22 protein-coding genes and 1 pseudogene are annotated in these 26873 nt (G+C 70.5%); 10 read left to right on the forward strand and 13 right to left on the reverse strand.

Going from position 1 to position 26873, the window contains the following annotated elements; translation table 11 throughout:
* Positions 1-50: 50 nt before the first annotated feature.
* The 4 genes from GTY47_RS06405 to GTY47_RS06420 all read right to left on the reverse strand — a co-directional run bounded on the left by GTY47_RS06405 (position 51) and on the right by GTY47_RS06420 (position 3552).
* A complete protein-coding gene (locus tag GTY47_RS06405) occupies positions 51-764 on the reverse strand; it encodes a DsbA family oxidoreductase (protein WP_010037844.1) in 714 nt (237 codons plus the stop codon).
* A gap of 76 nt (positions 765-840) precedes the next feature.
* Entirely contained in the window at positions 841-1305 is a 465-nt protein-coding gene (locus GTY47_RS06410) for a GNAT family N-acetyltransferase (protein WP_029181030.1), read from the reverse strand.
* Between the two features lie 9 nt (positions 1306-1314).
* On the reverse strand, positions 1315-1923 hold the full coding sequence (locus tag GTY47_RS06415) for a DUF1349 domain-containing protein (protein WP_010037848.1): 609 nt from the start codon (positions 1921-1923) through the stop codon (positions 1315-1317).
* 99 nt (positions 1924-2022) lie between these two features.
* On the reverse strand, positions 2023-3552 hold the full coding sequence (locus GTY47_RS06420) for an aldehyde dehydrogenase (NADP(+)) (RefSeq protein WP_078602789.1): 1530 nt from the start codon (positions 3550-3552) through the stop codon (positions 2023-2025).
* Positions 3553-3684: 132 nt separating this feature from the next.
* Between GTY47_RS06420 and GTY47_RS06425 the strand changes: the two genes are divergently transcribed.
* From GTY47_RS06425 to GTY47_RS06450, 6 genes are all read left to right on the forward strand, one after another.
* The gene (locus GTY47_RS06425; protein ID WP_010037854.1) at positions 3685-4458 is read left to right on the forward strand and encodes an IclR family transcriptional regulator; all 774 of its coding nucleotides are present in this window, start codon (positions 3685-3687) and stop codon (positions 4456-4458) included.
* 3 nt (positions 4459-4461) lie between these two features.
* Positions 4462-4932 (forward strand): GNAT family N-acetyltransferase, encoded by a 471-nt coding sequence (locus GTY47_RS06430; RefSeq protein ID WP_010037855.1) that lies wholly within the window; start codon positions 4462-4464, stop codon positions 4930-4932.
* Between the two features lie 80 nt (positions 4933-5012).
* Positions 5013-6020, forward strand: coding sequence for a hypothetical protein (locus GTY47_RS06435; RefSeq protein ID WP_010037856.1), 1008 nt, complete (start codon positions 5013-5015; stop codon positions 6018-6020).
* Positions 6017-7342: a histidine kinase gene (locus GTY47_RS06440; RefSeq protein ID WP_010037857.1), complete on the forward strand. Its 1326-nt coding sequence runs from the start codon at positions 6017-6019 to the stop codon at positions 7340-7342. The genes GTY47_RS06435 and GTY47_RS06440 overlap by 4 nt, the downstream gene beginning before the upstream one ends.
* Positions 7339-8001: a response regulator transcription factor gene (locus GTY47_RS06445; protein ID WP_010037861.1), complete on the forward strand. Its 663-nt coding sequence runs from the start codon at positions 7339-7341 to the stop codon at positions 7999-8001. The genes GTY47_RS06440 and GTY47_RS06445 overlap by 4 nt, the downstream gene beginning before the upstream one ends.
* 54 nt (positions 8002-8055) lie before the next feature.
* A complete protein-coding gene (locus tag GTY47_RS06450; protein WP_010037862.1) occupies positions 8056-9513 on the forward strand; it encodes a penicillin-binding transpeptidase domain-containing protein in 1458 nt (485 codons plus the stop codon).
* Positions 9514-9585: 72 nt separating this feature from the next.
* Here the strand turns inward: GTY47_RS06450 and GTY47_RS06455 are convergent, their stop codons facing one another.
* Positions 9586-11043, reverse strand: coding sequence for an NCS2 family permease (locus tag GTY47_RS06455; RefSeq protein ID WP_010037864.1), 1458 nt, complete (start codon positions 11041-11043; stop codon positions 9586-9588).
* A 269-nt stretch (positions 11044-11312) separates the two neighbouring features.
* Here GTY47_RS06455 and GTY47_RS06460 point away from each other — a divergent pair, with 269 nt between their 5' ends.
* From GTY47_RS06460 to GTY47_RS06470, 3 genes are all read left to right on the forward strand, one after another.
* Positions 11313-11918: a SigE family RNA polymerase sigma factor gene (locus GTY47_RS06460; protein ID WP_010037866.1), complete on the forward strand. Its 606-nt coding sequence runs from the start codon at positions 11313-11315 to the stop codon at positions 11916-11918.
* The gene (locus GTY47_RS06465; RefSeq protein WP_010037870.1) at positions 11915-12763 is read left to right on the forward strand and encodes a hypothetical protein; all 849 of its coding nucleotides are present in this window, start codon (positions 11915-11917) and stop codon (positions 12761-12763) included. Before GTY47_RS06460 ends, GTY47_RS06465 begins: the two co-directional genes overlap by 4 nt.
* 84 nt (positions 12764-12847) lie before the next feature.
* Complete coding sequence (locus GTY47_RS06470; protein WP_029181031.1) at positions 12848-13681, forward strand: pectate lyase; 834 nt, start codon at positions 12848-12850, stop codon at positions 13679-13681.
* Between the two features lie 274 nt (positions 13682-13955).
* Here GTY47_RS06470 and GTY47_RS06475 read toward each other — a convergent pair.
* Positions 13956-15104: pseudogene (locus tag GTY47_RS06475) on the reverse strand (right-handed parallel beta-helix repeat-containing protein); the annotation flags it as partial.
* A gap of 256 nt (positions 15105-15360) precedes the next feature.
* Here GTY47_RS06475 and GTY47_RS06480 point away from each other — a divergent pair.
* Entirely contained in the window at positions 15361-17568 is a 2208-nt protein-coding gene (locus GTY47_RS06480) for a family 43 glycosylhydrolase (protein ID WP_010037875.1), read from the forward strand.
* 3 nt (positions 17569-17571) lie between these two features.
* On the opposite strand, the gene GTY47_RS06485 is transcribed toward GTY47_RS06480, so the two are convergent.
* The 7 genes from GTY47_RS06485 to GTY47_RS06515 form a co-directional block, all read right to left on the reverse strand.
* A complete protein-coding gene (locus tag GTY47_RS06485) occupies positions 17572-18729 on the reverse strand; it encodes an alpha/beta fold hydrolase (protein ID WP_010037876.1) in 1158 nt (385 codons plus the stop codon).
* Complete coding sequence (locus GTY47_RS06490; RefSeq protein ID WP_010037877.1) at positions 18716-19975, reverse strand: pectate lyase; 1260 nt, start codon at positions 19973-19975, stop codon at positions 18716-18718. Before GTY47_RS06490 ends, GTY47_RS06485 begins: the two co-directional genes overlap by 14 nt.
* Positions 19968-21089 (reverse strand): pectinesterase family protein, encoded by a 1122-nt coding sequence (locus tag GTY47_RS06495; protein WP_010037879.1) that lies wholly within the window; start codon positions 21087-21089, stop codon positions 19968-19970. Before GTY47_RS06495 ends, GTY47_RS06490 begins: the two co-directional genes overlap by 8 nt.
* A 115-nt stretch (positions 21090-21204) precedes the next feature.
* Positions 21205-22515, reverse strand: coding sequence for a pectate lyase (locus GTY47_RS06500; RefSeq protein ID WP_029181032.1), 1311 nt, complete (start codon positions 22513-22515; stop codon positions 21205-21207).
* A 32-nt stretch (positions 22516-22547) separates the two neighbouring features.
* Positions 22548-23345: a rhamnogalacturonan acetylesterase gene (locus GTY47_RS06505; RefSeq protein WP_029181033.1), complete on the reverse strand. Its 798-nt coding sequence runs from the start codon at positions 23343-23345 to the stop codon at positions 22548-22550.
* A gap of 125 nt (positions 23346-23470) precedes the next feature.
* Positions 23471-24820, reverse strand: a complete 1350-nt coding sequence (locus tag GTY47_RS06510; protein WP_010037886.1) for a sugar ABC transporter substrate-binding protein — start codon at positions 24818-24820, stop codon at positions 23471-23473.
* 49 nt (positions 24821-24869) lie between these two features.
* Positions 24870-26858: a pectinesterase family protein gene (locus GTY47_RS06515; RefSeq protein WP_029181034.1), complete on the reverse strand. Its 1989-nt coding sequence runs from the start codon at positions 26856-26858 to the stop codon at positions 24870-24872.
* Positions 26859-26873 lie beyond the last annotated feature (15 nt).

Genomic DNA, 26873 nt, shown 5'->3' on the forward strand with positions numbered 1-26873 from the left:
CTGCGTGATGTCGCTAAGGAGCGCTTATACATACGCCCCGACCTGCGGCTTCAGCGTTGAGGCACCGCACAGCCGTCCGGCCCGCACGCGTCCGCGTCCCCGCTGTCGACGATCTTCAGGGGCGAGCGTTCGCCGTACGCCTGGGTCAGGGCCTGGGCGAAGACCTCCGCGGGCTGGGCACCGGAGACGCCGTACTTGCGGTCGAGCACGAAGAACGGCACACCGCTCGCGCCGAGCTGCGCGGCTTCCCGCTCGTCGGCGCGTACGTCGTCGGCGTAGGCGCCGGGGTCGGCGAGCACCGCGCGGACGGCGTCCGCCTCCAGCCCGGCGGCCACGGCGAGTTCCACCAGGCGCTCGTCGTCGTTGAAGACGGAGCGCTCCTCGGCGAAGTTCGCCCGGTACAGCAGGTCGAGCAACCGCTCCTGGTGCCCCTGCTCCTTGGCGAAGTGCAGCAGGCGGTGCATGTCGAAGGTGCTGCCGTGGTCGCGGCCCCGGGTGCGGTAGTCCAGCCCCTCGGCGGCGGCCTGCGCGCCCAGGTTGTCCTCACCGGCCTCGGCCTGCGCGGCACTCATCCCGTACTTCCTGGTGAGCATCGTGATCACGGGCTGGATGTCGTCCTTGGCGCGGCCCGGGTCCAGCTCGAAGGAGCGGTGCACCACCTCGACCTCGTCACGGTGCGGGAAGTCCCGCAGCGCCTTCTCGAAGCGGGCTTTGCCCACGTAGCACCAGGGGCAGGCGATGTCGCTCCAGATCTCGACGCGCATGTCTTCGGCTCTCTCCAGCTCGCACGGGGTGCGGAGACTCCCTCCGCCGAGTGCATGAACATTCAAGCAGCTGTGTTCATTCCCCGGTCAGGGAGAGCCGCATCGGCAGGTGATGGTCTCCCGGCCCAGCCGGTTCCGGCACCCAGCCCTGCCGCTGGTAGAAGGCCTGCGCCCGCCGGTTGTCGACGTGCACGTCGAGGACGGCCGCCCACTTGCCGTCGGACGTCCACGCCTCGACGCAGGCCGTGTGCAGGGCGGTGCCGACGCCGCGGCGCCAGTGGTCGGGGTCCACGTGGAACTGGAACAGCTTCACCGTGTCCGCCCGGGCGCCCTCGGGGGTGCGGAAGGAGGCCAGGCCGACCATGCGGCCCTCCTCGACGACGCAGAGCACCTGGCCGTCCGGTCGCGCGAGGGCGCTCCGCCAGGCGGCGAGCCAGTCGGTGCCGTCCTGCGGCAGCCCGTCGGGGTAGTAGGTGGCCCGGGCCCGCGCGTGCAGCGCGACGACCTCCTCCACCTCGGCGGGCAGGACGGTACGGATCACCACCACGCCTCAGCTGCCGTCGCGCAGGTCGTTCGGCCAGTGCGGCCTGAACTCGATGTGGTCGTACGTCACCACGCAGCCCTCCCCCATCGGCGACTGGGTCATGAAGCCGATCAGGGCGGCGCCCGTCTCCTTCTCGTCGCCGAGGGTGAAGAGGCGGACGAAGGTCCACCGTTCGCCGTCGCGGGAGGCGTGGAAGGCGAAGGCGCGGCCGGTGCGGCTCACCCGGAGCCAGACGGAACTGCCGTCGACGGCGAAGGAGTTGGCGTCGTCGGAGTGTCCCCGGGTGACCACCGTGCAGACGGTGGGCACGTCCGGGGAGTACTCCAGACAGAGCTTGGCCCAAGCGCGCTCGCCGACGTGGACGTAGAGCACCCCGGCGTCGAAGGCCGCGCCGAACCCGACCGTGACCCGGGCGATCAGCTGAAAGTCCCCTTCGGGCGCCCCCAGCAGCCGCGGCGCGTCGGAGGCGGGGTCCAGCGCCTCCCCGGTGGGCGGCACGAACCGATCCTGCCGCGCCCCGGCCCACCCGGTGAGCACCCCGTCCTCATAGGACCAGTGCGCCTCGGGCCCGTAAGAGCGCAGGGGGAACGGAAGTTCGGAAATCTCGAGATCCATTTGACCGAGTCTCCCAGGTCCGACCTTCAGGGGCGCGGGGAACTGCGCGACAAGCCACAACGAACCGGCAGCCCGCAACTCACCGCACCCCCAACGGCGCTACCGCTCCAAGCGCCCGTTGAACCTACGCGGCAACCCCAACGGATTCTCATCCCGCAGCTCCGCAGGAAGCAGGGCCTCAGGCGCGTTCTGATAAACAACCGGCCGCAACCACCGCTCGATCGCCGTACCGCCCACCGACGTGGACGTAGACGTCGTCGCCGGGTACGGCCCCCCGTGATGCTGAGCCGGCGCGACGGCAACCCCCGTCGGCCACCCATTCACCAGCACACGCCCGGCCAGCGGCGTCAGGTCCTGCAGAAGCTCCGCGCCCCGGCCCTGCCCCGCGGCCTCCTCCTCGGACAGCTGCACCGTCGCCGTGAGGTTGCCCGGCAGCCGCGACAGCACGGCCTTCACCTCGTCCTCGTCCTCGTAGCGGGCCACCACCGTGACCGGCCCGAAGCACTCCTCCAGGAGCAGGTCGTGCTCGCCCTCCTGCGCCAGCCTGCTCGCCGGCACCGTGAGGAAGCCCGCGCTGACGGTGTGCTCGCCGCCCGCGCCGGGCGTGACCGGGGAGTCGACGTCGGGCAGCTGGGCGCGCTCGGCGACACCGGCGACGAAGTTGTCGCGCATCCGGTGGTCGAGCAGGACCCCGGCGTCGGTGTCGCTGACGGCGTCGGTCAGCGACTTCAGCAGGGCGTCACCGGCGGCGCCGGACGGCGCGAGGACGAGGCCCGGCTTCACGCAGAACTGGCCGACGCCCAGCGTCATCGAGCCGGCGAGGCCCGCACCGATCGCCTCGGCCCGCTCGGCGGCGGCGGCCTCGGTGACGACGACGGGGTTCAGCGAGCCCAGCTCGCCGTGGAACGGGATCGGCACGGGACGCGCGGCTGCCGCGTCGAACAGCGCGCGCCCGCCCCGCACGGAACCGGTGAATCCGGCCGCCGCGACCAGCGGGTGCTTGATCAGCTCGACACCCGCCTCGAAGCCGTGCACCAGCCCGAGGACACCGTCGGGGATGTCGTGCCGGGCGGCGGCGCGGCGCAGCACCTTGGCGACGTACTCGGACAGGGCCGGGTGGTCCGGGTGGGCCTTGACCACGACGGGGCAGCCGGCCGCGAGGGCGCTCGCGGTGTCGCCGCCGGCGACGGAGAAGGCGAACGGGAAGTTCGAGGCCGAGTAGACGGCGACGACGCCGAGCGGCACCTTGTAGCGGCGCAGGTCCGGGATCGGCGGGGTCGCGGTGTCGTCGGGGTGGTTGATGACGACGTCGAGGAAGGCGCCCTCGTCGACGATGTCGGCGAAGGCCCGCAGCTGGTAGCAGGTGCGGGCGAGCTCGCCGGTCAGCCGGACCGGGCCGAGCGCGGTCTCGGCGTCGGCGGTCTCCACGAGACCGTCCTTGGCCGCCTCCAGCTCCTCGGCGGCGCTGCGCAGGAAGGCCGCGCGGACGGTGCGGTCCGCGAGTGAGCCACGCGCCTCGTGAGCGGCACGGACGGCGGCGTCCACCTCCTGGGCTGTGGCCTCCACCGCAACCTGTTCACGCTGCTTCCCGGTTCGGGGGTCGACACTCCAGACTGGTGCTGCTGCCACCGCGGGTCCCTCCACACATGTAATGCCGCAGTACTGGGTCATCCACCAGGGACGTTCGATATACTGAACGCCGTCTCTGATGATGAATATGCTGTGGAGACTATTTCCCGTCGAACGAAGGGGTCAAGGGCGATGTCGGCTGGCGAGACGGGCGGCGGGGCGCAGGTCAAGTCCGCGGTACGAACGGTTGAACTGCTCGAATACTTCGCCGGGCGTCCCGGTATGCACTCCCTCGCGGCGGTCCAGGAGGCCGTCGGCTACCCCAAGTCCAGCCTCTACATGCTGCTCCGCACGCTCGTCGAGCTGGGCTGGGTGGAGACGGACGCGACGGGCACGCGGTACGGCATCGGGGTGCGGGCCCTGCTGGTCGGCACCTCCTACATCGACGGCGACGAGGTCGTGGCGGCGGCCCGCCCGACGCTGGACCGGCTCTCGGACGACACGACCGAGACGATCCACCTCGCCCGCCTCGACGGCACGAACGTCGTCTACCTCGCCACTCGCCAGTCGCAGCACTACCTGCGTCCCTTCACCCGGGTCGGGCGCCGCCTGCCCGCGCACTCCACGTCCCTCGGCAAGGCGCTGCTGAGCACCTACTCGGACGAGCAGGTCCGCAAGATGCTCCCGGAGACGCTGCCCGCGCTGACCGAGAACACCATCACCGACCGCGAGAAGCTCATCGAGGAACTGCACCAGGTCCGGGAACAGGGCTTCGCGGTGGACCGCGAGGAGAACACGCTGGGGCTGCGCTGCTTCGGCGTGGCCATCCCGTACCGCACGCCGGCGCGGGACGCGATCAGCTGCTCGGTGCCGGTGGCGCGGCTCACGCCGGCGCACGAGCAGCTGGTGAAGGACGCGCTGTTCGACGCGCGGGACCGGCTGACACTGGCCACCCGTAGGCTCTGAGGCATGAACGTAGAGCTGCGCGAGGTCCATGACAGCGATCTGCCGGTCTTCTTCCGGCAGATGAACGACCCCGAGGCTCTCCACATGGCGGCCTTCGTCCCCGAGGACCCGGCCGACCGGGACGCCTTCGACGCCCACTGGGCTCGGATCCGGTCCTCCGCCGACGTGGTCCGCACGGTGCTGGCCGACGGCGATGTCGTCGGCAGCGCGGCGGTGTACGGCGTGCCGGGCGAACGCGAGGTGACGTACTGGGTCGACCGCGCGTACTGGGGGAAGGGCATCGCCACGGCGGCCCTGCGGGCGCTGCTGGCGGAGGTTCCCGAGCGCCCCTTGTACGCCCGGGCGGCGGCGGACAACGCGGGCTCGCTGCGCGTGCTGGAGAAGTGCGGCTTCCGTGCCGTCGCGACGGTCAGCGGGTACGCCTCCGCGCGGGGGGCGGAGATCGAGGAGACGGTGCTGATCCTGGAGGGCTGAGCCGCCCTCCCCCGTCCGGCGGAGGCGGATCGTCGCCGTGCAGGAGGTGCCGCCGGCCCGCCGCGCGGGAGCCTGATCGCATGACGCAGTCCCTCGCTCGCGCATCCGTCGACGGCCCCGCCGTCCGTCTCAGCCGCCCCCGGCGCGTCCTCCGTGCCGTCGCCGTCCTCTCCTGCGGGCCCTACCTCGCGCTCAAGGCCGCCTGGATCGCCGGGAGCCACGTCGGTATCCCGGAGGGGAGCGGGCTGCTCGACGACCGGGTGGGCATGGCCGTGCTCAACGGGATCTCCGTGCTCCTGGACAGCGCGGTGATCGTGCTGGCGCTGGTGCTGACCCGGCCGTGGGGGCTGCGGGTGCCCGCCTGGCTGCCGGCATTCCCCGTGTGGGTCGCCACCGGGCTGCTCGCGCCGATCATGGCCGGGTTCCCGGCGCAGCTGGTCGTGAGGGCGTTCGGCGGCGGTTCCGCACCGGACCAGGGCCACGAGCCCTTCCTCCACGCGTGGGTGTTCACCGTGGTGTACACGGGGTTCATCCTCCAAGGGCTCGCTCTGGGCGCCCTGTTCGTGCTCTACGCCCGCGACCGCTGGGGGCATCTGTGGCGCGGACGGATGTGGGAGCTGCCCGTGAGTGTGGTGGGGCCGGCCCACCGCGCCCTCGCCGTCGCGGCCGCCGTGCTCGCCCTGCTGCCGCTCGCCCTGCACGTCCTGTGGGCCTGCGGCGGCACCGCGGGACTCAGCGAGGGCCGGGCGGCGAACCGGGGCGGTGACTTCCACGTCCTGGAAGCGGTGTACGCGGTGTTCCTCCTCGCGGCCGTCGCCGGCGGCTTCCTGCTGGCCTTCCGACGCGGGCGGGCGCTGTCCGCGGCGGTGCCGCTCGGACTGGCCTGGGTCGGCTCGGGCGCCGCCGCCTGCTGGGGCGGCTGGCTGTCGCTCGCCTCCCTGGGCGGTGTCGAGGACATCGCCGATCGTCCGACGCCGCTGATGAGCCTTGCCTACGCTGGGCAGATGCTCGTGGGTTTCCTCGTCGCCGCCATCGGCGTCTACTCCTTCGCGGAGCGCTCGGCCAGGGCCGCGCGGCGGGCGCCGTGAGACAGGCCGCCCGGTCGCTGTTCGGCCGGCGGGCCCGGCTGCGCTGGGTGCATCTGATCCTCGGCGGCGCGCTCGCGATGCCGTACGTCCTGGTCGGCTCGGTGATCATCGGCCCGGCCACCGGCAGCACGGACGTCTTCGCGTCCTTTCCCCTCCAGCTCGCCTCCTTCGGCGTGGCGCTGCCGCTCGCCGCCGTCACGTCCCTGTTCCCGCTGACCCGGCCGCTGGAGGCCGCCGCCGTGCGCTGGCTGTGCGGTGTCGACGCGGACCGGCTCGCCTTGGGACCGGCCCGGACGCGGGGCGAGAAGGGCCGTACGGCGGGCTGGTTCACGCTGCATCTCGGGGCCGGCGGGATCATCGCCGGGATGTCGCTGGCCGTGCCGCCGTTCGCCGCCGTGCTGATCGTGCTGCCGGTCTTCGCGGCACTGCGCGGCACCCGGCTCGGGCTGCCCGAAGTCCTCGGTCACACCTGGGCGTTGGCGCTCGCGCCGGTCGCGGGCGTGGCGATGCTCGTCGCCCTCGCCGGCTGCGCGGCCGGCTGCGGTGCGCTGCTGGCCCGTTGGGCGCCCGCGCTGCTCGGCCCGTCCCCCGAGGGCCGGCTCGCGGCCGCCGAGGCCCGCGCCGCCGACCTGGCCGTACGCAACCGGCTGGCGCGGGAGCTGCACGACTCCGTCGGCCACGCGTTGAGCGCGATCGGTCTCCAGGCGAGCGCGGCGCGCCGCGTCCTCGGCTCCGACCCGGAGTTCGTCCGCGAGGCCCTCGCCGCGATCGAGGACACGACCCGGCGCACCGTCGGCGAACTCGACGCCGTACTGGGCGTGTTGCGCGAGGGCGACGCCCCCGGCACGGCCCCGGCGCCGACCCTCGCGGCCGACCTCGACGGGCTGCTGCGCCGCACCCGGGCGGGCGGACAGCGCGTGACGGCCACGATCGACGCCGACCCGGAGGCGCTGCCTCCACTGCTGTCCCGTGAGGGTTACCGGATCGTCCAGGAGGGGCTGAGCAACGCCCTCCGGCACGCGGGCGACCGGGTCGCCGTGGACGTACGGATCGCGGTGGCGGGCGCAGGGCTGGAGATCACCGTGGAGAACCCGTTGTCCGGCCCCGCCGCGGTCACCGGTCCCGCCTCCTCCCGTCCCGGCGGCGGCCACGGCCTGCGCGGCATCGCGGACCGGGTCAGGCTGCTGGGCGGCACCATGACGGCCGGACCGGCCACCGGTTCGTCCGGACTTGCCGGTTCACCCGTTTCACCCGGTTCGTCCCGACCGGCCGGGGAGACCTGGCGGCTGCACGTCCGCCTGCCGATGAAAGGACCCGCATGACCCGCCCGACGCCGATCCGTGTCGTCCTCGCCGACGACGAGCGCATGGTCCGCAGCGCGCTGCGCGCCATCCTCTCCGCCGAGCCGGACCTGGAGGTGGTGGGCGAGGCGGCCACCGGCGCCGAGGCCGTGTCGGTCGTCCGGGACCTGCGGCCGGACGTCGTCCTCATGGACGTCCGCATGCCGGAGATCGACGGCATCCGCGCCACCGAGCAGATCCTCGCCACACTGGACGACCCGCCCCGGATCGTCGTCGTGACGACCTTCGAGAACGACTCCTACGTGTACGACGCCCTGCGCGCCGGAGCCGCCGGGTTCCTGCTGAAGCGGGCGGACGCCGACGCGCTCGTGCAGGCGGTCCGGCTGGTGGCGCGCAGCGACAGCCTGCTGTTCCCGGCGGCCGTCCGCACCCTCGCGACCGAGCACGCACGCGCGTACCCGGCGCCGCCGGAGTGGGTGGCGAAGCTCACGGGACGCGAGCGGGAGGTGCTGCGGCACATGGCGCAGGGGCTGACCAACGCGGAGATCGCCCGCCGGATGGAGGTCGGTCCGGCCACGGTGAAGTCGCATGTGGCGGCGGTGCTGGCCAAGACGGGCACCCGGGACCGTACGCAGGCGGTCATCGCCGCGTACGAAGCGGGCTTTCTGAACGGCAGATGAGAAAACCGGACGGCGGGAACGATCCGCCCGGCCTCGCTCGTCCTCATGTTCGGGATGAACAAGACGATCAGGCGCGCATCGGTCTTCACGCTGCTGCTGGTGTTGGCCCTGCTGGGCAGGGCGACCTGGGTGCAGTTCTACGAGGGCCAGGCGCTCGCAGACGACAAGGACAACCGGCGGAACGCGATCGAGACGTACTCGGCGCCGCTCGGGAACATCATCGTGGGCGGCCGGTCGGTCACCGGCTCGGCCCCGACGAAGTCGGGCGACCTCAAGTACAAGCGCACGTACACGGACGGCGAGCTGTACGCGGCGGTGACGGGCTTCGCCTCGCAGGCGTACGCGCCGACCCAGTTGGAGGGCATCTACACCGACCTCCTCAACGGCACGGACAACCGTCTGAAGTCCGTGATGGACACCATCACCAACCAGCGGGCCGACCCGGGCAACGTGGTCACGACGATCGACCCGGACGTGCAGAAGGCGGCGTACGACGCGCTCGGCGACAAGAAGGGCGGGGCCGTCGCCATCGACCCGAAGACCGGGAAGATCCTCGCGGTCGTGTCGACCCCGTCGTACGACCCCTCGTCGCTGACCGACGCCAACACCGCGGGGGCGGCCTGGAAGAAGCTCACGTCCGACCCGGAGAAGCCGCTGGTCAACCGTGCGCTGCGGCAGCCGCTGCCGCCGGGTTCGACGTTCAAGCTGGTCGTGGCGGCAGCGGCGCTGGAGGACGGGCTGTACCAGTCGGTGGACGAGAAGACCGACAGCCCGGACCCGTACACGCTGCCGGGCACCACCCGGGACCTGTCGAACGAGAACCCGAACGCGCCCTGTACGAACGCCACGATCCGTACGGCGCTGGAGTACTCGTGCAACAACGTCTTCGCGAAGATGGCCGTCCAGTTGGGCCAGGACAAGGTGAAGGCGATGGCCGAGAAGTTCGGCTTCAACGACGACAAGCTGGATGTGCCGGTCCGGGCCTACACGAGCGTGTACCCGTCGGACATGTACCCGTCGCAGACGGCCCTGACGGGCATCGGCCAGTTCGACGTCACCGCGACGCCGCTCCAGATGGCCATGGTGTCGGCGGCCATAGCCAACGGCGGCAAGCTGGTTTCGCCGCATATGGTTTCGCAGATCACCAACAGCGGCGGTGATGTGTTGCAGGACTACGACGACGAGGCGAGTACGAAGGAGATCGTCTCCTCCTCGACCGCCGAGCAGTTGCAGTCGGCGATGCAGACGGTCGTGGAGAAGGGCACGGGCACGAACGCCCAGGTCCCGGGCGCGACGGTCGGCGGCAAGACGGGTACGGCGCAGCACGGCGAGAACAACAGCCAGGTGCCTTACGCCTGGTTCACCTCGTACGGGAAGTCCGACTCGTCCGGCAAGGAGGTCGCCGTGGCGGTCGTCGTGGAGCAGTCCGACGCGGCCCGCTCGGAGGTCAGCGGCAACGGCCTGGCGGCGCCGGTCGCCAAGGCGATGATGAAAGCGGCGCTGAAGGACTGAACCCCGGCGGCGCGAAAGCCGTCTGTACAAGCGACGGGCCGCCCCCTTCCCCCCGGGGGCGGCCCGTCATCGCTACTTCGCTCCCAGGAGCTGCTGGACCGGGTCGATCGCGAAGTACACCAGGAACAGCGCCGAGGTCCCCCACAGCAGCCAGTGGATCTCCTTCGCCTTGCCGAGCACGGTCTTGATGACGACGTAGGCGAGGAAGCCGGCGCCGATGCCGTTGGTGATGGAGTAGGTGAACGGCATCACGGCGATGGTGAGGAACGCGGGGATGGCGATGTCGTAGCGGTCCCAGTCGATGTGCTTGACCTGGGTCATCATCAGGAAGCCGACGGCGACCAGGGCGGGGGCGGCCGCCTGGAGCGGGACGATGGTGAGCAGCGGGGTCAGGAACAGCGCGAGGCCGAACAGTGAGCCGGTGACGAGGTTGGAGAAGCCGGTGCGCGAGCCCTCGCCTACGCCGGCCGCGGACTCGATGTAGGAGGTCGCCGAGGAGGCCGAGGCCGCGCCGCCCGCGACCGCCGCGGCGCCGTCGATCAGCAGGACCCGGCCGAGGTTCGGGACCTTGCCCTCCTCGTCGAGCAGGCCCGCCTCGGCGCTGATGCCGACGACCGTGCCCATGGTGTCGAAGAAGTCGGACAGGATCAGGGTGAAGACCAGCAGGACGACGGTGATGACCCCGACGCCGGGGGCGCCGAAGGCCCCGAACAGGTCGAAGTCGCCGATGAGTCCGAAGTCGGGGGCGTCGACGAGCCTGTCGGGCCAGGAGGGTGTGGTCAGGCCCCAGCTCTTGATGTCGGCCATGGAGTTGATCACTATCGCCAGGGCCGTCATGGTGACGATGCTGATCAGGATGGCGCCCTTGACCTTGCGGGCGAGCAGGCCGATGGTCAGCAGCACGCCGAGGCAGAAGACGAGCATCGGCCAGCCGGTGAGGGTGCCGGTGCCGCCCAGCTGAACGGGCACGGTGGTGTTCGCGGCGTCGGGGATGCGGCTGACGAACCCGGCGTCGACGAAGCCGATGAAGGCGATGAACAGGCCGATGCCGACGCTGATCGCCTGCTTGAGCGGCTGGGGTATGGCGTGCATGACGGCCTCGCGCAGCCCGGTCACCACCAGCACGCAGATCAGCAGGCCCTCGAGGACGATCAGGCCCATCGCGTCGTCCCAGCTCATCAGCGGGGCGATCTGGAAGGCGACCACGGCGTTCAGGCCCAGTCCGGCGGCCAGCGCGAGGGGCAGGTTGCCGCCCACGCCCATGATGATCGTCATGACCGCGGCCACCAGGGCGGTCGCGGTGGTGAGCTGGACGGCGTCCAGCTGGTGCCCGAACTTGTCCTTCGCGCTGCCCAGGATGATGGGGTTCAGGACAAGGATGTAGGCCATGGTGAAGAACGTGGCGAAGCCGCCGCGTATCTCACGGCCGAAGGTGGACCCCCGCTCGGAGATCTTGAAGAACCGGTCGACGCTGTTCACCGCGGGTGGTGCGGCGTCGGACCGGTCGGCCACCTTCTGCGATTCGGACATGGCGAGTGCTCCTCGGTGCCTGGGTGATCGGTGTGCGGATGCTGGCTGGATTGTTCCCGCGTTGAACCACGTTCAGGTTTTCTTCGTGTTACGGAATCGAAGTCCGGCCCGCCATACGCTGTTCGAAGCTCCGTACGAACCGTTCCGAGAACGCTGCTACGCTTCCCGATCTCGTCCGGACCTCCCCCGGATGATCACATGTCATCTACGTGACACTCATGGGCACCCCGGCCGGGAGTGCCCGAAGCCGCTGCGAGGAGAGGTCGCCCGTGGGCACAGTCGTCGACGACGCCGCCTCCGTGGAGTTCCACGCCTTCTTCGAGCGTCACTACGCCGAACTGTCCCGCCTGGCCCACCTGCTGACGGGCGAGCCGGACACCGCCGACGATCTGGCGGCGGACGCGTTGCTGGCGCTGTGGCACCGCTGGGACCGGGTACGCGCGGCCGACCATCCGGCGGCGTACGCGCGCGGTGTGGTCGCCAACCTGGCCCGCACCCGGATCCGCAGCGCCGTGCGCGAGCGGCGGCGCATCGCCCTGTTCTGGTCGCAGCGCGAGGAGAACACCGAGAACCCGGACGTCGCGGGTGTGGTCGACGTGCAGGAGGCCCTGCGCCGGCTGCCGTTCCGCAAGCGCGCTTGCGTGGTGCTGCGGCACGCGTTCGACCTGTCGGAGAAGGACACCGCCCTCGCCCTCGGCGTCTCGGTGGGTACGGTGAAGAGCCAGACCTCGAAGGGAATGGCCGAACTCCAGCGGTTGCTGGGCACACAGGGACTGCCGCAGCGGATGCACGCGGCGGTGGGCGCTCCCCGTTGCTCGCCGGTCGTGGAAAGCTTGCCGGCGCGCACCGGTGAGGGCGAAGGAAGGGACCGATGACCATGCGGCGGGACGTGCACGAGGAGCTGCGCGCCCGGCTGCACGAGGCGGCCGGGGCGCACGAGCCCGACCGGGAGCGCATCCTGGCCCGGGTCGAGCGCGGCATGGCCGGTCCGGCCGGTTCCGGCCACCGGGCCACGCGTCCGCCGGTGTTCGGGTGGATGCGGGTGGCGGGCGCGACGGCCGCGGTGGCGGGTGTGCTGGCGGTGGGCGGTTACGCGGTCGCGTCCGCGGTGAAGGAGGAGACCTCCGCCCCGCAGCAGCAGGACGTGGCGACGTCGCCGACGCCCACGCCGTCGCCGGAGGCGACGAGCCGGGCCCCCGCACCGCCGGTGGACCCCACACCGTCCGCCCCGCCGGAGCGCCGCGAGTCCGCTCCGCCGCCCTCGCGCACGCCGAGCACCTCCCCCACCGGGCGCCCGCCCGCCGCCACCGAGGACGGGCCGCTGTGGTCGGACGGCTCGGTCGACCCGCACAGCAACGACTTCTGGGCACAGAGCAACATCACGATCAGGACGCGCGCGGAACTGACCGCGCTGACCGTGCGGTTGAGCGTCGCCCAGACCGGCGGGGTCTCCGACGCGGGCGCCTGGCGGTCGCTGCCCGAGAACGACTTCACACTCACGGTCGCCGAGCGGGACGGCTTCCTCGTCTACACCTGGACCCTGAAGGAGGGCCGTAGGGTCCCGGCGGGCGAGTGGGTGTTCGCGGGCCAGTTCGACCACGAGCGCGGCGGCCGTGACGCCGGCGCCGACCGCTACGCGGTGACGGCCGCCGCCGGTGCGGAGCGGCTGTCCGTGGGCGGCGGTTTCGCGGCCGTGGACGACTCGGAAGACGACTCGTGAAAAATTCCTGAAGAGGCGGCAACCCTTTCCTCACCGGTGGCGACCACCAGGCGCAAGAGTCACCCCCCATCGAGGAATCGGTACATGACTGCACCAGCAGAACAGCGCGTCCGCCATCGCCGCCGGGTCACCAAGCGGCGGGCGTTGATCGCCGGGTTATCCGCGTTCGGCATCACGGGAGCGGCGGTCGTCACCACGTCGATGCTGTCCACCGCGGGCGCCGCGTCCTCCTGGCCCACGGAAACGGGCAAGACGCCGGTGTCGAAGACCATCCCGGTCTCCGGTGTCCGCGACGGCGGGATGAAGATGTTCTACGGCACCGGCGCGCTCGGTGGCGACAGCCAGGACGAGGGTCAGGATCCCATCTTCGAGCTGGCCGACGGCGCGGTCCTCAAGAACGTCATCATCGGCACCCCGGCCGCCGACGGCGTGCACTGCAAGGGCAGCTGCACGCTGCAGAACGTGTGGTGGACGGACGTCGGCGAGGACGCGGCCAGCTTCAAGGGCAAGTCGTCGTCGGCCGTGTACAAGGTGATCGGCGGCGGCGCGAAGAACGCCGACGACAAGGTGCTCCAGTTCAACGGCGCCGGGACGCTGAACGTGTCGGGCTTCCAGGTGCAGAACGCCGGGAAGCTGGTGCGCTCCTGCGGCAACTGCAAGACGCAGTACAAGCGCACGGTCGTGCTGAACGACGTCGACGTGACGGCGCCGATGAACTCGATCGTCGGCGTGAACGCCAACTACGGCGACACGGCCACGCTGTCGAAGATCCGCATCCACGGCGACAGCAAGAAGAAGATCAAGACGTGTGTGCGCTTCGAGGGCAACAACACGGGCAAGGAGCCCAAGGAGCTGACCCCGCCCGGCCCGGACGGCAAGACCTGCAAGTTCAAGGCCTCGGACATCAGCTACCAGTGACGCCGCGGCACGTGTGAGCTCCGGCCGGCCCGAATCCCCCCTTGGGCCGGCCGGCTGCCGGATGTCCGGGCCCCCAGTCGGACGTTCGGCACCCCGGCCCTCCGGAGCCCCCCTCCGGACGGTCGAACAGCCCCGGCCGAGCCCCCCTCGGCCGGTCGGCAGGACGCCCCCGCAGGTGCGAACCGGCGGGGGCGTCGTCGTGTGCCTCGTCGTCGGTCGCCGACGCTCCGCGTCGACTCCCTCCTCCGCCTTGCAGCTGCACGCACAGGCCCTGGTCCATCGTCGAGCCGATGGTCGTGGAGCCGGTGGTCAGGAACGTCGTCGCGGGCAGGGAGCCGTCCGCCCGGCGAGCCGCGTACGCGCCTTTCGCGTCCGTCGACCGGAAGGGCGGGGTGGCGCCGCTGTCCCAGTCGTTGCCCGTGGAGACCGCCGCGGAGCCCAGCTCGGCGGGGCCCTTCTTGTCGCCCACCGCGAGGTTCTTGCCGAGACGGGCCTTGCCGGTGGCGAAGTGGAAGCCGTGCTGGGCGTTGGCGTACGTGGTGTTGCGGTTCAGGGCGATGGCGCCGGTGTTGGAGTTCTCGGTGAAGCCGTGCAGCGTGTTGTCCCAGGCGGCGTTGTTGTTGACGACATGGGCGACCGACGCTCCCCCGCCGCCCAGTTCGAAGCCGTTGCCGTTGCCCTCGAAGGCCGGGTCGCGCCGGCGGTTCTCGCCGTTGCCGAAAGCCCAGGAGTGCTCGATGGTGACGGGCGAGGAGAACTGCCAGAGGTCGAGGCCGTCGTCAAAGTTGTCGAACAGCCGGGCGCCGGTGATCCTGTTGCCCGTCCCGGAGCCGAACTTGACGGTGGTGCCGTCGGCGTTCTGGCCGTGGCCGGCCGGGTCGTGGTTGCCGTGGCTGTCCAGGTTCTGCACGAGGTTGCCGGTGGTGCCGTCGCCGCGCAGGGTGAAGCCGGAGTCGCCGTTGTCCGCGGTGACGAGGTTCCTGAAGACGCCGCCGACGGAGGACGTGGCGACGAACCCCTGGGCCGGGGAGTTGACGAAGGCGAGGTCCTGGACGGTCCAGTAGTCGCCGTGCAGGGCGGCCAGCCAGGAGCCGGCGGGCAGCTTGGAGCCGTCGATCGTGACCTTCTCGGCGCCATGGGGCCGCAGGGTGATGCGTGCCGAACTTGTGCCGCTTGCCGTGGACTTGAGGGTCGCGGCCGGATAGTAGGTGCCGGCGCGGACCTGGATGACCGTACCGGCGGTGGCGTTCTTCACGGCCGCTTCGAGCTGGGCCGCGGTGGAGACGGTGACCGTCGACGAGGCGGCCTGCGCGCCGCCGCCCGAGAGCCCGAGGTAGACGCCGCCCGCCCCCGAGGCACAGACCACCGCGGCGGCGATGGTGAGCGTACGGGTCCTGCGGTGGCGTCCTGCGCTGAGCAGCACGGAGCGTTCCTTTCCTAGGCGATGGGGACGGAAACGGTTCGGAGGGGCCCGCTCCGGCCCGTTTCCGACCGGCAGTCGCCGCCGTGCCGCGAAAGGGTTGCCGCCGTTGCCGCCGTCACGTGCACGGGCGGGCCCGAGTCTCCGAAACTTTCGGAACCACCGGCCTCACGCACACCCGTTGACGCCCTGTCCCCGTCCGGTGAAACTCCGAGGGCCGCCATCCAACAGAATCCCCCAGACTTCGACAGGAAGTGTCATGCGCCCCCGCACGCTCCTGCTGCCGTTCCTGGCCCTGACCGGCCTCCTCCTGACCCTTCTCACGGCGCCACCCAGCACCGCGGACTCCGGAGCACCACCCGTGAAGCACTCCAAGTACGCCGGCTATCTCTTCGCCTACTTCACGGGCGAGGGCACCGCCGACGGCGAGCAGATCCGTTACGCCCTGAGCCGGGGCAACGACGCGCTGCACTGGCGTGAGCTGAACGCCGGCAAGCCGGTTCTGACGTCGACGATCGGAGAGAAGGGCCTGCGCGACCCCTTCGTGATCCGCTCCCCCAAGGGCGACAAGTTCTTCCTGATCGCGACCGACCTGCGGATGTACCAGAACTCCAGCGGCAGCTGGGACCAGGTGCAGCGGCACGGCAGCAAGTCGATCATGGTCTGGGAGTCCACCGACCTGGTCCACTGGACCGACCAGCGCCTGGTGAAGGTGTCCCCGGACAACGCGGGCAACACCTGGGCCCCGGAGGCCTACTGGGACGACGAGCTCGGTGAGTACGTCGTCTTCTGGGCGTCGAAGCTGTACGCCGACGACGACCCGGACCACAAGGGCGACACGTACAACAAGATGATGTACGCGACGACCAAGGACTTCCGCACCTTCAGCGAGCCGAAGATCTGGAACGACCCGGGCTACTCGGTGATCGACTCCACGGTCGTGAAGTACAAGGACGAGTACTACCGCTACACCAAGGACGAGCGGGACCCCAGCTCCTCCAGCCCCTGCTCCAAGTTCATCACCGGTGAGAAGTCGACGTCCCTCACCTCGACGAAGTACGACTTCGTGGCCGACTGCATCGGCAAGGGCGCGATGGACCGCGGCGAGGGCCCGACGGTGTTCAAGTCCAACACCGAGAAGAAGTGGTACCTGTTCATCGACGAGTACGGCGGCCGCGGCTACGTCCCGTTCGAGACCACCGACCTCGCCTCCGGCAAGTGGACCCCGTCGACGAACTACCAGCTCCCGGCCAGCCCCCGGCACGGCACGGTGCTGCCGGTGACGCAGAAGGAGTACGACCGGCTGCTCACTGCCTACCCGAGCACCCCGACCTCCGTGGTGGACGCGACGGCAAAGCACGAGAAGGGGTACTCCATCGTCACGGAGAGCGCGTCGAAGGTCGTTCTCCCGATGGAGCCGAACGCCGATCTGCGCAACCTCGCCCCGAAGCTGTGGGTCGGTGAGGGCGCCACGCTGAGCCCGAAGTCCGGTACCCGGCGCGACTTCCGCACGCCGCAGAAGTACACCGTGACGGCGGCCGACGGCACCAAGCGCACCTGGACGGTCGAGGCGGTCCGCACCCGCAGCCCCATGCTGCCCGGACTGAACGCCGACCCCGACGTCCACTACCTCGACGGCAGGTACTGGATCTACCCGACGACGGACGGCTTCCAGGGCTGGAGCGGTACCAGGTTCAAGGCGTACTCGTCGAAGGACCTGGTCCACTGGAAGGACCACGGCGTCATCCTCGACCTCGGGCCTGACGTGACCTGGGCCGACAAGTACGCCTGGGCGCCCGCGATCGCCGAGCGGAACGGCAAGTACTACTTCTACTTCTGCGCCGAGCAGCAGATCGGCGTGGCGGTGGCCGACTCCCCCGCCGGCCCCTTCACGGACGCCCTCGGCAAGCCGCTGGTCGCCAAGGGCGGGGCGCTCAAGGGCCAGATGATCGACCCGTCGGTCTTCACCGACGACGACGGCCAGGCGTACCTGTACTGGGGCAACGGACACGGGTACGTCGTCCCGCTGAACGACGACATGGTGTCGTACGACGCGTCCAAGGTGAAGGACATCACCCCGGACAACTTCCGCGAGGGCTCGTTCGTGATCAAGCGGAAGGGCACGTACTACTTCATGTGGTCGGAGGACGACACCCGCAGCGAGAACTACCACGTGGCGTACGCGACGGGGCCGTCCCCGCTCGGCCCGTGGACCAAGCGCGGGACGATCCTGGAGAAGCGGCCCGAGTACGGCATCCTCGGCACCGGTCACCACTCGGTGGTGAACACCCCCGGCACCGACGACTGGTACATGGTCTACCACCGCTTCGCCCTCAACGGCCCGGGCAGGCCGGGCGGTGACGGCATGCACCGCGAGACCACCATCGACCGCATGGAGTTCGCGGCCGACGGAACCATCAAGCCGGTGGTACCGACGCTGGAGGGCATCGAGCCGGTACGGCGATGAGCCTCACAGGACGTCGTCGAGCCAGCTGAAGACCTCGTCCTGCATCTGGTGGGTGAAGACGTGGCCGAGCTCCGGCCACGTCTTCGTCCGTATCCGCTCCTCGGCGTGGCGCGACCGCCAGACGGCACGCAGCTTGTCGTACGCGACCCGTACGCCCTCGGCCGGGAAGAGCGTGTCGAGCCCGCCGTCGAGGAACAGCATCGGCCTGGGTGCGGCGATGCTCGCCACGTCGGGGATGTCGAGATGCCGGGCAAGCCCGGGGTGGAGCATGTAGTACGCCGACTGCCCGCGCAGCGTGTTGTTGCCGGGCACCATCATTTCTTTCAGGCCGGTCATCCAGCACACGCTCGCGGCGGCCGCGATGTCGTCGCCGAGGGCGGCGGTCTGCCAGGCGCGGTAGGCGCCCATGGAGAAGCCGACGGCCGCGACCCGCCGGGCGTCCACCCGGTCGAGTCCCGCCAGGAAGGCGGCGGCCCGCTGGTCCTCCCGGGCCATGAGCCCGGCGAGTGAGGAGCCGAGCTGGTAGAAGGTGGAGGCGAGGGCCTGCTGCTGGTCGTAGGCGAGCGGCCCGCGGTCGCCCCAGCCGAGCGCGTCCAGGCACAGCACGACATAGCCGCGCCGGGCCAGTTCGTCTCCGACGAACCGCCCGCTGAAGTACTTGTCCGCCCAGGCCCGCGCGGAGGCGAGACGCGTGTCGTCGTACCAGGGCCGGACCATCTTCTCCTTGCCGATGTCGAACCTGGCGCCGTGGTCGTGCAGGAGCAGCACGGCGGGGAAGGGTCCCCTGCCGTGCGGGGTGAGCAGGGCGCCGCGCACGCGTTCGTAGCGGGTGAGGGAGACGGCCACCAACTCCCTTGTGTATCCCTCCCCCTGGGCACGACCGACGACCTCCGGGGCGTACGGCGTCCCGTCCTGCCGGTCGACGAGCAGGTGCTCCTCGACCGTGGCCCGGGCGGCACGCCGCCAGGCGCGGAAGTCGCGGATCGGGGATCTCCCCCAGGCGAGCGGGAAGGTCAGGGCGTCCTTCAGCGCGGGGTGGAAGTCGGGCAGCGGACCGTCCACGACCGCCGCCTCCGCCGAACTCACCGGTCCCGCGGCCAGCAGGGCCGCGCCCGCCCCGGCGACGAACGTCCGCCGGCCGAGCCGCTCATGGGCGTCCATACGGCCTCCCGGCTCCGGCGTGCCGCAGCACGTACCGCTCGACGGCCGACGGGGACGGCAGGGCGCGGTAGTCGTAGACGTCGGCGGGGTCCCAGCCGACGTCGTCGGTGAGTCCGAGACGGCTCGCCACCGCGTTCAGGCCGGCGGGCCGGCCGTTGAACCAGGAGCCCGTGTCGTGGAAGTGCTCGCCCCCGTAGGCGGCGACGGTCTGGGGCGGCCGCGGATGCCGGAAGACGTTGCGCTCGGAGAAGACCGCGGACTCCACGCCGGCGCCCAGGGCGTACAGGGGATCCCGGCCGCGGTAGACGTTGTTGACGACGTGCACCTGCCCGAAGCGGACCCGCGGGGCGCGCTGCACGATGTCGCTGAACAGGTTGCGGACGAAGGTCACCTTGAGATGCCCCCGGTCCCGGTCGCCGCGCCCGTCGCCCGACCCGATGAGGATCGCCTTGTCGTGGTCCTCGAACCGGCTGTCGGAGACGGTGACGAAGTCGGAGCCGTCCTCGATGTCCAGCAGTCCGTCGTGCCGCTGCACGCGCTCGCCGTGGAATCCGAGGGGCGCCTCGCGGTCGGGGAACCGGCCGTCGGTGAAGGTGCAGTGGTCGACCCAGATGTTCTTGCCGGTGATCACGGTCAGCGCGTCGAAGCGGGCGTTCCAGCTGCCCTGCGTGCCGTCGTCCGGGGACCAGCTGGTGAAGTGGTCGACGGGCGCCTCCAGGCGCAGGTTCCGCACGACGATGTTGCTGCCGGTGTTGACCGTCAGGAACACCCCGAGCAGCCGGGCGTCCCGGCCCACGCCGACGAGGGTCGTGTTGCTCGGCACGGTGAGCTGGATCTGCGCCTTCTCCCTGTTCGAGCCGGTCTGGCGCAGCTGCCGCTGCTGCTTGCAGTAGTCGAAGCGGGTGTCGGACCAGAGGGCGCCGTCCTCGCCGAAGCAGGACATGTAGCGGCCGAGGTCGTAGCCGGGCGCGTAGTCCTGCTCGCCGAGCAGGGAACCGTCGTCGCTCTCGTGGCCGTTGATGTCGCCGACGACCCGGATGACCTTGGGCGCGGTGGGATCGCCGTCGCCCGCCAAGGCCTCCTTGAGTTCGGCGCGGGTGTCCACCGTCCAGGTCCTGCCGCCCGCCCCGCCGGTGGTGCCGGAGCCGGTCGAGGCCCAGCCGACGGGGGCGCGTTCGACGGCCGAGGCCGGCGCGGCCGGCCAGAGCAGGCACGCACCGAGGAGGAGCGCCGCGGCCCTACGCACCGGGCCGCCAGTCGCCGAGGTACGTCTCCTTGGTGTGCAGCGTGGCCTGCGCGCGGCTCAGCCGGGGCCGGTTCTCGGGCACGGACACGGCGGCGCCCGGCCCGGTGTTGCGGTACTCGGCGAACCGCATCGACTGCCAGGGACGGTCGTTCGACATGTTGGCGTAGGGCGCGACCGCGTCGATGCCCGGGCCGAGCCAGGTGTCCCGGACGGTGAGCATGGGGCGGGCGGTGGTGTCGGAGCTGGGCACCCAGGGGCGGGCCAGCTTGTAGTAACCGTCGGGAGCCTCGCTGTCGACGCGGCTCCTGGTCACCAGGTACCCGAGCGGGTTGGCACCGGCCGTCGACGGGGCGAAGACGAACCCGTACGGGGCGGCCGGCAGGTCGGTCCGGTTCAGGGTCCGGAACCGGCACTGCTCGAAGACGGCGGTCGCCCGCCCGAAGACGAAGTCGACGTCCCCCTCGGCGTAGCAGTGGGCGAAGTACTGCCGGGCGAAGGTGCCCAGCGCCACGGAGTCGGCGTACAGGGTGTCCTGGTGGCCGAGGAAGCGGCAGTGGTGGAAGGCGGACCGGTCGCCCTGGACCTTGAGGGCGACGGCCTGGGTGCCGGTGATGCCGGGGTGGTCGGCGCGCAGCCAGTCGTTGGCGAAGGTGATCCAGCGGGCGGTGAAGCCGTCGGCCTGCACGGTGGTGGTGGCGGACCCGGTGGTGCCGTAGGTGCCGCCGCCGGGCTTGGGCGTCCCGGCCGCGTTGTCGTACACGATGACGACGTCACGGGGGTTCTCGCTCGCCCCGATCCAGGTCATCTCGGTACGGGCGGGGTCGACGGCGACGGTCTGCCGGTAGACGCCCGGGGCGATGACGAGGGTGTATCCGCTGCCGGTCGCGGCGGCCACGGCGTCCCGGACCGTGGTGAAGTCACCGGCGCCGCCCGGGTGGACGTAGAGGGTCTTCGGGTCGGGGCGCGCGGCCGGTGAGCCGTACCGGCCGAACGGGCGCGGCCGGGTGCCTGCGGCCCTCGCGGGGACGGCGGCAAGGCCGACGACGGCACCCGCGGCGGCGCTCGTGACGAGGAACTTCCGGCGGGAGAGGGAGACATGGGGCTGCGAGGGCATATTGCTGCTCCTTCGCGGTGCGGTTGGTGCGGGGTGACTCGTGCGGAGGGGGAAGGGCCGGGGCGGGGATGCGATGCGGGCCGCCCCGGCTGGTTCACGTGTCGGTCGGGTCAGGTCAGCACACGCGGCCGGCGCCCGCGCGGGCGTCGACGATGCCCGGGACCGCCTTCGCCGGGTCGACGCCGGCCCGCAGCGTCGGCGTCCAGCCGGCACCCGACTGGAGCGTCTCCCCGGGGATCTCCGCGTTGTGCACGGCGATCAGGTCGACGGCCTTGCCGTTGACGTAGTTGGCCCCCGCCGTGACCGGCGCCTCGTTCCACTTCTTGAGGATCTTCGCCGGGCTGATGCCCGGTGCCAGGGTGAACGCGTTGTGCTCGGCGACGAGCCGGGACTCCTTGCCGATGCCGTAGACGTAGCCCCACTTCTGGCCCTTGGTGACCACGAAGTGGTTGTTGTACGAGTCGACCTGCCCGAACCGCACCCGCGGCGCCCGCTCGACGATGCCCTCGAAGCGGTTGTGGTGCAGCGTGACCTTCAGCTTGCCCGTGTCGTCGGCGGTGGCGCTGTCGCTGTTGCCGATCAGCATGGTCTTGTCGTGGTCCTTGAACGAGTTCCAGGACACGGTGACGTGGTTGGAGCCGCGCACGACGTCGAGGAGTCCGTCGTGCTGCTGGTAGGTCTTGCCGAAGTAGGACGGCAGGGAACTGTCGGGGTGGCGGCCGTCGGTCAGCGTGTTGTGGTCGACCCACACGTGCGTGGAGCCGTAGACCACCACCCCGTCGTACTCACTGTTCCAGGCGCCGGTCTTGTTGTCGTCGGCCGGGTCCCACTGCGGGAAGCAGTCGACCGGGGCCTCGATGGTCAGGTTCCGGACGATGACGTTGTCGACGCCCTTGATCTGGAGGCTGCCGCCGAGGATCCCGGAGTCCTTGCCCACGCCGATGATGGTGGTGTTGGCGGGCACGGCCGCCTTGATGACCTTGTCCTGCCGGGCGGCGGACGCGGCCCTCAGGTCCTCCTGTTCACCGCTGACCGGCTTGTCGTGTCCCCAGACGGCGGGGTCGTAGGCGGCGAGGTACTTCTGGAAGTCGTACCCCTCGGCCTCGAACGCCTCACAGCCCTGGGAGACGGCGTCGATCATCCCCTTCACCTTGATGATCCTGGGCGCGGACCCGCCGTCCTTCAGGGCGGCCTTGAACTGCTCCCAGGTGGTGACGGTGTAGACGTGCGCCGCATCGGCCGCGGCCCCACCCGTGGTACCGGTGCCGTACGCACCCCACCCGTCGTTGGCCCCGAGCGTCTGGCGGGCCACGTCCCGGGGCCCGGCCTGCGCGGCGGTACCGCTGAGGGACAGCACGAGCGCGGCACATCCGACCACCGCGGCGACCTTAACTCTGGCATGATCATGACACTTCCGAACGTTCATGGTGCGGCTCTCTTCCTTCTGCGTCGGGGGTGTTACGCGGCGGCCTGCGGCCAGGTGATCCACGACTCGGGGATCCGCTCGTCCAGCCGGCGCACATCGCGCGGCCCGAGCACCCGGGTCCGGAGCAGCTCCTTCGCCACGAGCCGGGCCACGGCGATCGCGCCCGGCGGATTGAAGTGCGTGTTGTCCTGCTCGGTGGCGGTCCAGTTGAAGTACTTCTTCGTCTCCTCGACCCCGAGCTCCTGCCACAGGGCGAGCGACAGCGCCTGCACGTCGAGCACCGCGACCCGCTCCTCGGCGGCGAGCGCCCGCATGGCCGCCGGGTACTCACCGTGCGTCGGAAGGGCATTCCCGCCTCCGTCGAACTTCCGCCGTTCGACGGAGGTGGCGAACACGGGCCGCGCTCCACGGGCCCGGGCCCCCTCGACGTACATCCGCAGATGGTCCTGATACGTCGTCCAGGGCTCGGTGTACCGAGACGGGTCCTCCGCCTTCTCATCGTTGTGCCCGAACTGGATGAGAAGGAAGTCGCCGGGCCGAATGGCGGAGAGAATGACCTCCAGCCGCCCTTCGTCGACGAAGCTCTTGGAACTACGCCCGTTCACCGCATGGTTGGCGACCAGCAGCTCCTGACGGAGAAAGAACGGAAGCGCCATACCCCACCCGGTCTCGGGCGCGGCGTTCGCGTACTTCTGGGCGGCGGTGGAATCACCGGCGATGTAGAGGGTGCGGCTCCGGCGACCACCGGCTTGTGCGGTACGGGTGACGGAGAGCGCGAGGGGTACGGCGGCGATACCCGCCGCAGCCACTTGTCTTCGGCTGAGAGACACTAAGAGTTCCTTTCGACGAAGGGCGGGGACATGCACCTCAGGGGCGCGGGGAACTGCGCGCCAAGCCACGGGACGGCCCGCGCCCTGCGAACCACAGGCCGCCCCACGGCGAAACCCAGCAGGGATCAACCCTTCTGCTGGTCCCACTCCTCCTGCGCGGCGTTCAGCTGCTCAGCCAACGTGTCCAGGAATTCCTTCGCACTCATCTTCCCGAGCAGCACCTTCTGAAAGTTCGGCTCATTGTCGGCCTTGGAGATCGTGTTCCAGTCCGGCAGGTAGTACGGCAACTGCACAATCGTCGTCGACCCGTCGGACAACGCGTCAGCGGCCAGCTTCGTGGGCTCGGCCTTCGAGATCCACGCATCCTTCGCGGCGTCCGTGTTCGACGGCACCTGTCCCGCCGACTCGTTGAACTTCGAGTTCTCCGCCTTCGACGTGGCGAACTCGATGAACTTCCAGGCGGCGTCCTTGTTCTTGGAGCTCTTGAACAGCCCGAGGCCGTCCACCGGGTTGGAGACCTGAACCCGCTTCCCGCCGGGCCCGGTCGGCTGCGGAATGCCGCGGAACTTGTCGACCCCGAGCGCCTTCACATGGTCCTGGTACGACCCGAGGTTGTGGTTCAGCATCCCGATCGTGCCGGAGTCCCACTGCGCGACCATCTTGGTGAAGTCGTTGTTGAGGTCGGCCGCAGGGGTGACCTTCTTGTACAGCTTCGCGTACTTCTCCAGCGCCGCCACGTTCTTGGGGTCGTTGACCGTGGTCTTCTCACCACTGGAGTCCCAGAACGAGGTGATCCCGGACTGCCCGTACATCGCGTCGAGCGCCTGGGCGATGGAGCCCGCGCCGCCACGGATGGTGTAGCCGAACTCGTTCTTCCCCTTGTTCGTGAGCTTGTCGGCGGCCGTGAAGAACCGCTCCCAGGTCGTGGGCTCCTCCAGCCCCGCCTTCTCGAACAGGTCGGTGCGGTAGTACAGGACACCGTTGTTGGCGGAGGTCGGAATCGAGTACAGCTTGTCGTCACCGCCGCCGGCCGCCTTCAGCGACTCGACCATGTCCTTGTTGAGCTTGCCGTCGAGCGAGGACTCGGCGAGCCGCTCGTCCAGCGGCTCCAGCGCGCCCTGTGCCGCGAACCCCGCGAGCATCGCCGCGCCCACACCGCCGACGTCCGGCAGACCGCCGCCCTGGAGGGCGGTGTCGACCTTGGACTGGTACTCGGTGGAGGCGATCCCGACGTACTCGACCTTGATCTCGGGGTTCGCCTTCTCGAAGTCGGCGATGATCTCCTTCCAGGCCTCGGTGCGGACACCGCCGTTGTTGTCCCAGAAGACGATCTTGCCCTTGCCGCTTCCGTCGGCGCCCTTGTCACCGCCCGCCCCGCTGCCGTCGTCACCGCAGGCGGTGGCGGTCAGCGCGAGCACGGCCCCCAGGGCGACGGCCGTGGCGGCGCGCCTGCTTCTGCGATTGCTGATCTTCATTGGTCGGCTCTCTTCTTCTGGATCCAGCGGAACTTGAAGGTGTGGGGGGTCAGTGGCGGGCGTGGGGTGCCCAGTCGTCGGTGCCCTTGAGGTAGGCGGCCACGGTGTGGGACCGCGCCTCCTGGTCGCTCAACTGCGGACGGTCGGAAGTGACCGTCGCTCCCTGGCCGTGGTTGCGGTACTCGGCGAACCGCGCGTCCTTCCACGAGAACCCGCTCATGTCGGTCCACGGCGAGGACTTGACGGCGGCCGGCAGCTCGGTGTCCCGGATCAGCACCTGGGCGATCGCATCCGGCTCTCCGCCCGGGTGCCAGGGCCGGCCCAGGTGGAAGCTCCCGGCTGGGGCGTCACTGACGATCTTCGACCGGGTGATCAGGAAGCCGTACGGGTTGCCCTTCCAGGTCGAGGCCGCCGTGATGTAGCCGTTGTTCGTGTCCGAGCCCCGGCTCAGCGCCCGGATCACCGATCTCTCGATCACGGTGGTCGCCCGCCCGTAGACGAAGTCGACGTCGCCCTCGATGTAGGAGTCGCGGACGTAGACCCGGCTGACGGTGGTCAGCTTGGGGCTGTCGGTCATCAGGGTGTCCTGGTTGCCCAGGAACGCGGTGTCCTCGAAGACGATCCGGTCGCCGGTCGTCTTCATCGCCAGCGCCTGCTCGCCCTTCAGTTCGTGCGCGGCCTCGTCGAAGTCGTTGCTGAAGGTGAGGTTGCGTGCGGTGACGTCGTTCGCGGCGATCCGGACGGTGGCGCTCCCCGTCGAACCCCCGTACTCGGCGGGCGTGTCGAAGACGATGACGGTGTCGGACCGGTCCTGTCCGGTCCCCCGCAGCACGATGTTCGGCTTGCTCGCCGGGACGACCACCTTCTCGCGGTACGTGCCCGGCGCGACGGCGATCTCGACGGCGGTGTCGTTGCCGTCGGGCACCGCGTCGACGGCCGACTGCACGGTCGGGTAGTCGCCCGGGACGCGCAGGACGAACGGGCCGCCGATCCGCTTCTGCGGTCCGGAGAACCGCTTCACCAGCGCGGGCACGGCGGCGGCCGGGTCGAGCCGGTAGGCGTAGAACGCGCGCGGGTCGAACGCCGTGCCCCACGCGTCGTGCCGGCCCGTGGTGTTGCGCAGGACCGACCCGCGCTGCACCAGCTCGGCGGTGGCGTCGGCCTGGTAGGGGTGCTGGACACCGTCGTAGAAGCTGTTCTCGATGACCATCTTCGTCCGGCCGCGCGACCAGTTGCCGTAGGTCCACACGGGGTCGCCGTCGGACAGCTGCGAGGACAGGTAGTTGTTGTAGAGGTGGGCGTAGGCGCAGTTGTCGGCGGACGGGTTGCGCTGCTTGGTGCCGCGGAACCAGTTGTGGTCGACGGTGATCTGCGTCCTGACGTTCGGGGTCCAGCCGATGCCGAAGGTCTTGTTGTTGTCGGTGAACTGGTTGTAGGAGACGGTGACGTACTCGCTGTCCTTGCGGATGTCGAGCTGGCCGTCGCAGATCCGCGAGAACCGGATGTGGTCGATCCACACGTGGCGGGCGGTGTCCAGGCGGATGCCGTCGTAGCCGGTGTCCTTGCAGTCCCAGTTGCCCTCGATGGCCGTGTCGCGGATGGTCAGGTTGCGGATGATCACGTTGTGGGTGCCGGGATCGAGGGTGAAGCCGCCGTGCACGATCTCGGCGGTGTCGCTCACGCCGATGATGGTCTTGTCGGAGGCGACGGGTATCTCCGTGCCGAAGGGGTCCATGTCGAGGGACCCCTTGACGCGGATGACGTACGGCTCCTCGGCCGCCGCGTACTTCGCCAGCGCGGCCTGGTCGGTGACGGTGACGACCTTGCCGCCCGCCCCTCCGGTGGTGCCGCCGGCGAGGGAGGCGAAGCCGTGCGGCCGGTCGGTCCAGCGGTCGGCGGCGGGCCCGGACCCGGACTGCGGGGCCGCCTGTGCGTCCCCGAGTGTCCCGAGGCCCAGCGCGGCGACGAGGCCGAGCACCGCGGCCACGACCTTGCCGTGCCCCGGTCTCGACAAGCGCTTGCTACGGAGGTGCGTCATTGCGGCTCCCAACAG

This window comes from Streptomyces sp. SID5464 (assembly GCF_009862985.1).
Taxonomy (GTDB): domain Bacteria; phylum Actinomycetota; class Actinomycetes; order Streptomycetales; family Streptomycetaceae; genus Streptomyces; species Streptomyces chartreusis_D.

Bases quoted from the DNA above. Each gene is read 5' to 3' on its own strand.
- GTY47_RS06405 (WP_010037844.1), bottom strand. From the start codon at position 764: ATGCGCGTCGAGATCTGGAGCGACATCGCCTGCCCCTGGTGCTACGTG.
- GTY47_RS06415 (WP_010037848.1), bottom strand. From the start codon at position 1,923: ATGGATCTCGAGATTTCCGAACTTCCGTTCCCCCTGCGCTCTTACGGG.
- GTY47_RS06425 (WP_010037854.1), top strand. From the start codon at position 3,685: ATGTCGGCTGGCGAGACGGGCGGCGGGGCGCAGGTCAAGTCCGCGGTA.
- GTY47_RS06430 (WP_010037855.1), top strand. From the start codon at position 4,462: ATGAACGTAGAGCTGCGCGAGGTCCATGACAGCGATCTGCCGGTCTTC.
- GTY47_RS06435 (WP_010037856.1), top strand. From the start codon at position 5,013: ATGACGCAGTCCCTCGCTCGCGCATCCGTCGACGGCCCCGCCGTCCGT.
- GTY47_RS06445 (WP_010037861.1), top strand. From the start codon at position 7,339: ATGACCCGCCCGACGCCGATCCGTGTCGTCCTCGCCGACGACGAGCGC.
- GTY47_RS06450 (WP_010037862.1), top strand. From the start codon at position 8,056: ATGAACAAGACGATCAGGCGCGCATCGGTCTTCACGCTGCTGCTGGTG.
- GTY47_RS06455 (WP_010037864.1), bottom strand. From the start codon at position 11,043: ATGTCCGAATCGCAGAAGGTGGCCGACCGGTCCGACGCCGCACCACCC.
- GTY47_RS06465 (WP_010037870.1), top strand. From the start codon at position 11,915: ATGACCATGCGGCGGGACGTGCACGAGGAGCTGCGCGCCCGGCTGCAC.
- GTY47_RS06470 (WP_029181031.1), top strand. From the start codon at position 12,848: ATGACTGCACCAGCAGAACAGCGCGTCCGCCATCGCCGCCGGGTCACC.
- GTY47_RS06480 (WP_010037875.1), top strand. From the start codon at position 15,361: ATGCGCCCCCGCACGCTCCTGCTGCCGTTCCTGGCCCTGACCGGCCTC.
- GTY47_RS06485 (WP_010037876.1), bottom strand. From the start codon at position 18,729: ATGGACGCCCATGAGCGGCTCGGCCGGCGGACGTTCGTCGCCGGGGCG.
- GTY47_RS06495 (WP_010037879.1), bottom strand. From the start codon at position 21,089: ATGCCCTCGCAGCCCCATGTCTCCCTCTCCCGCCGGAAGTTCCTCGTC.
- GTY47_RS06500 (WP_029181032.1), bottom strand. From the start codon at position 22,515: ATGAACGTTCGGAAGTGTCATGATCATGCCAGAGTTAAGGTCGCCGCG.
- GTY47_RS06510 (WP_010037886.1), bottom strand. From the start codon at position 24,820: ATGAAGATCAGCAATCGCAGAAGCAGGCGCGCCGCCACGGCCGTCGCC.
- GTY47_RS06515 (WP_029181034.1), bottom strand. From the start codon at position 26,858: ATGACGCACCTCCGTAGCAAGCGCTTGTCGAGACCGGGGCACGGCAAG.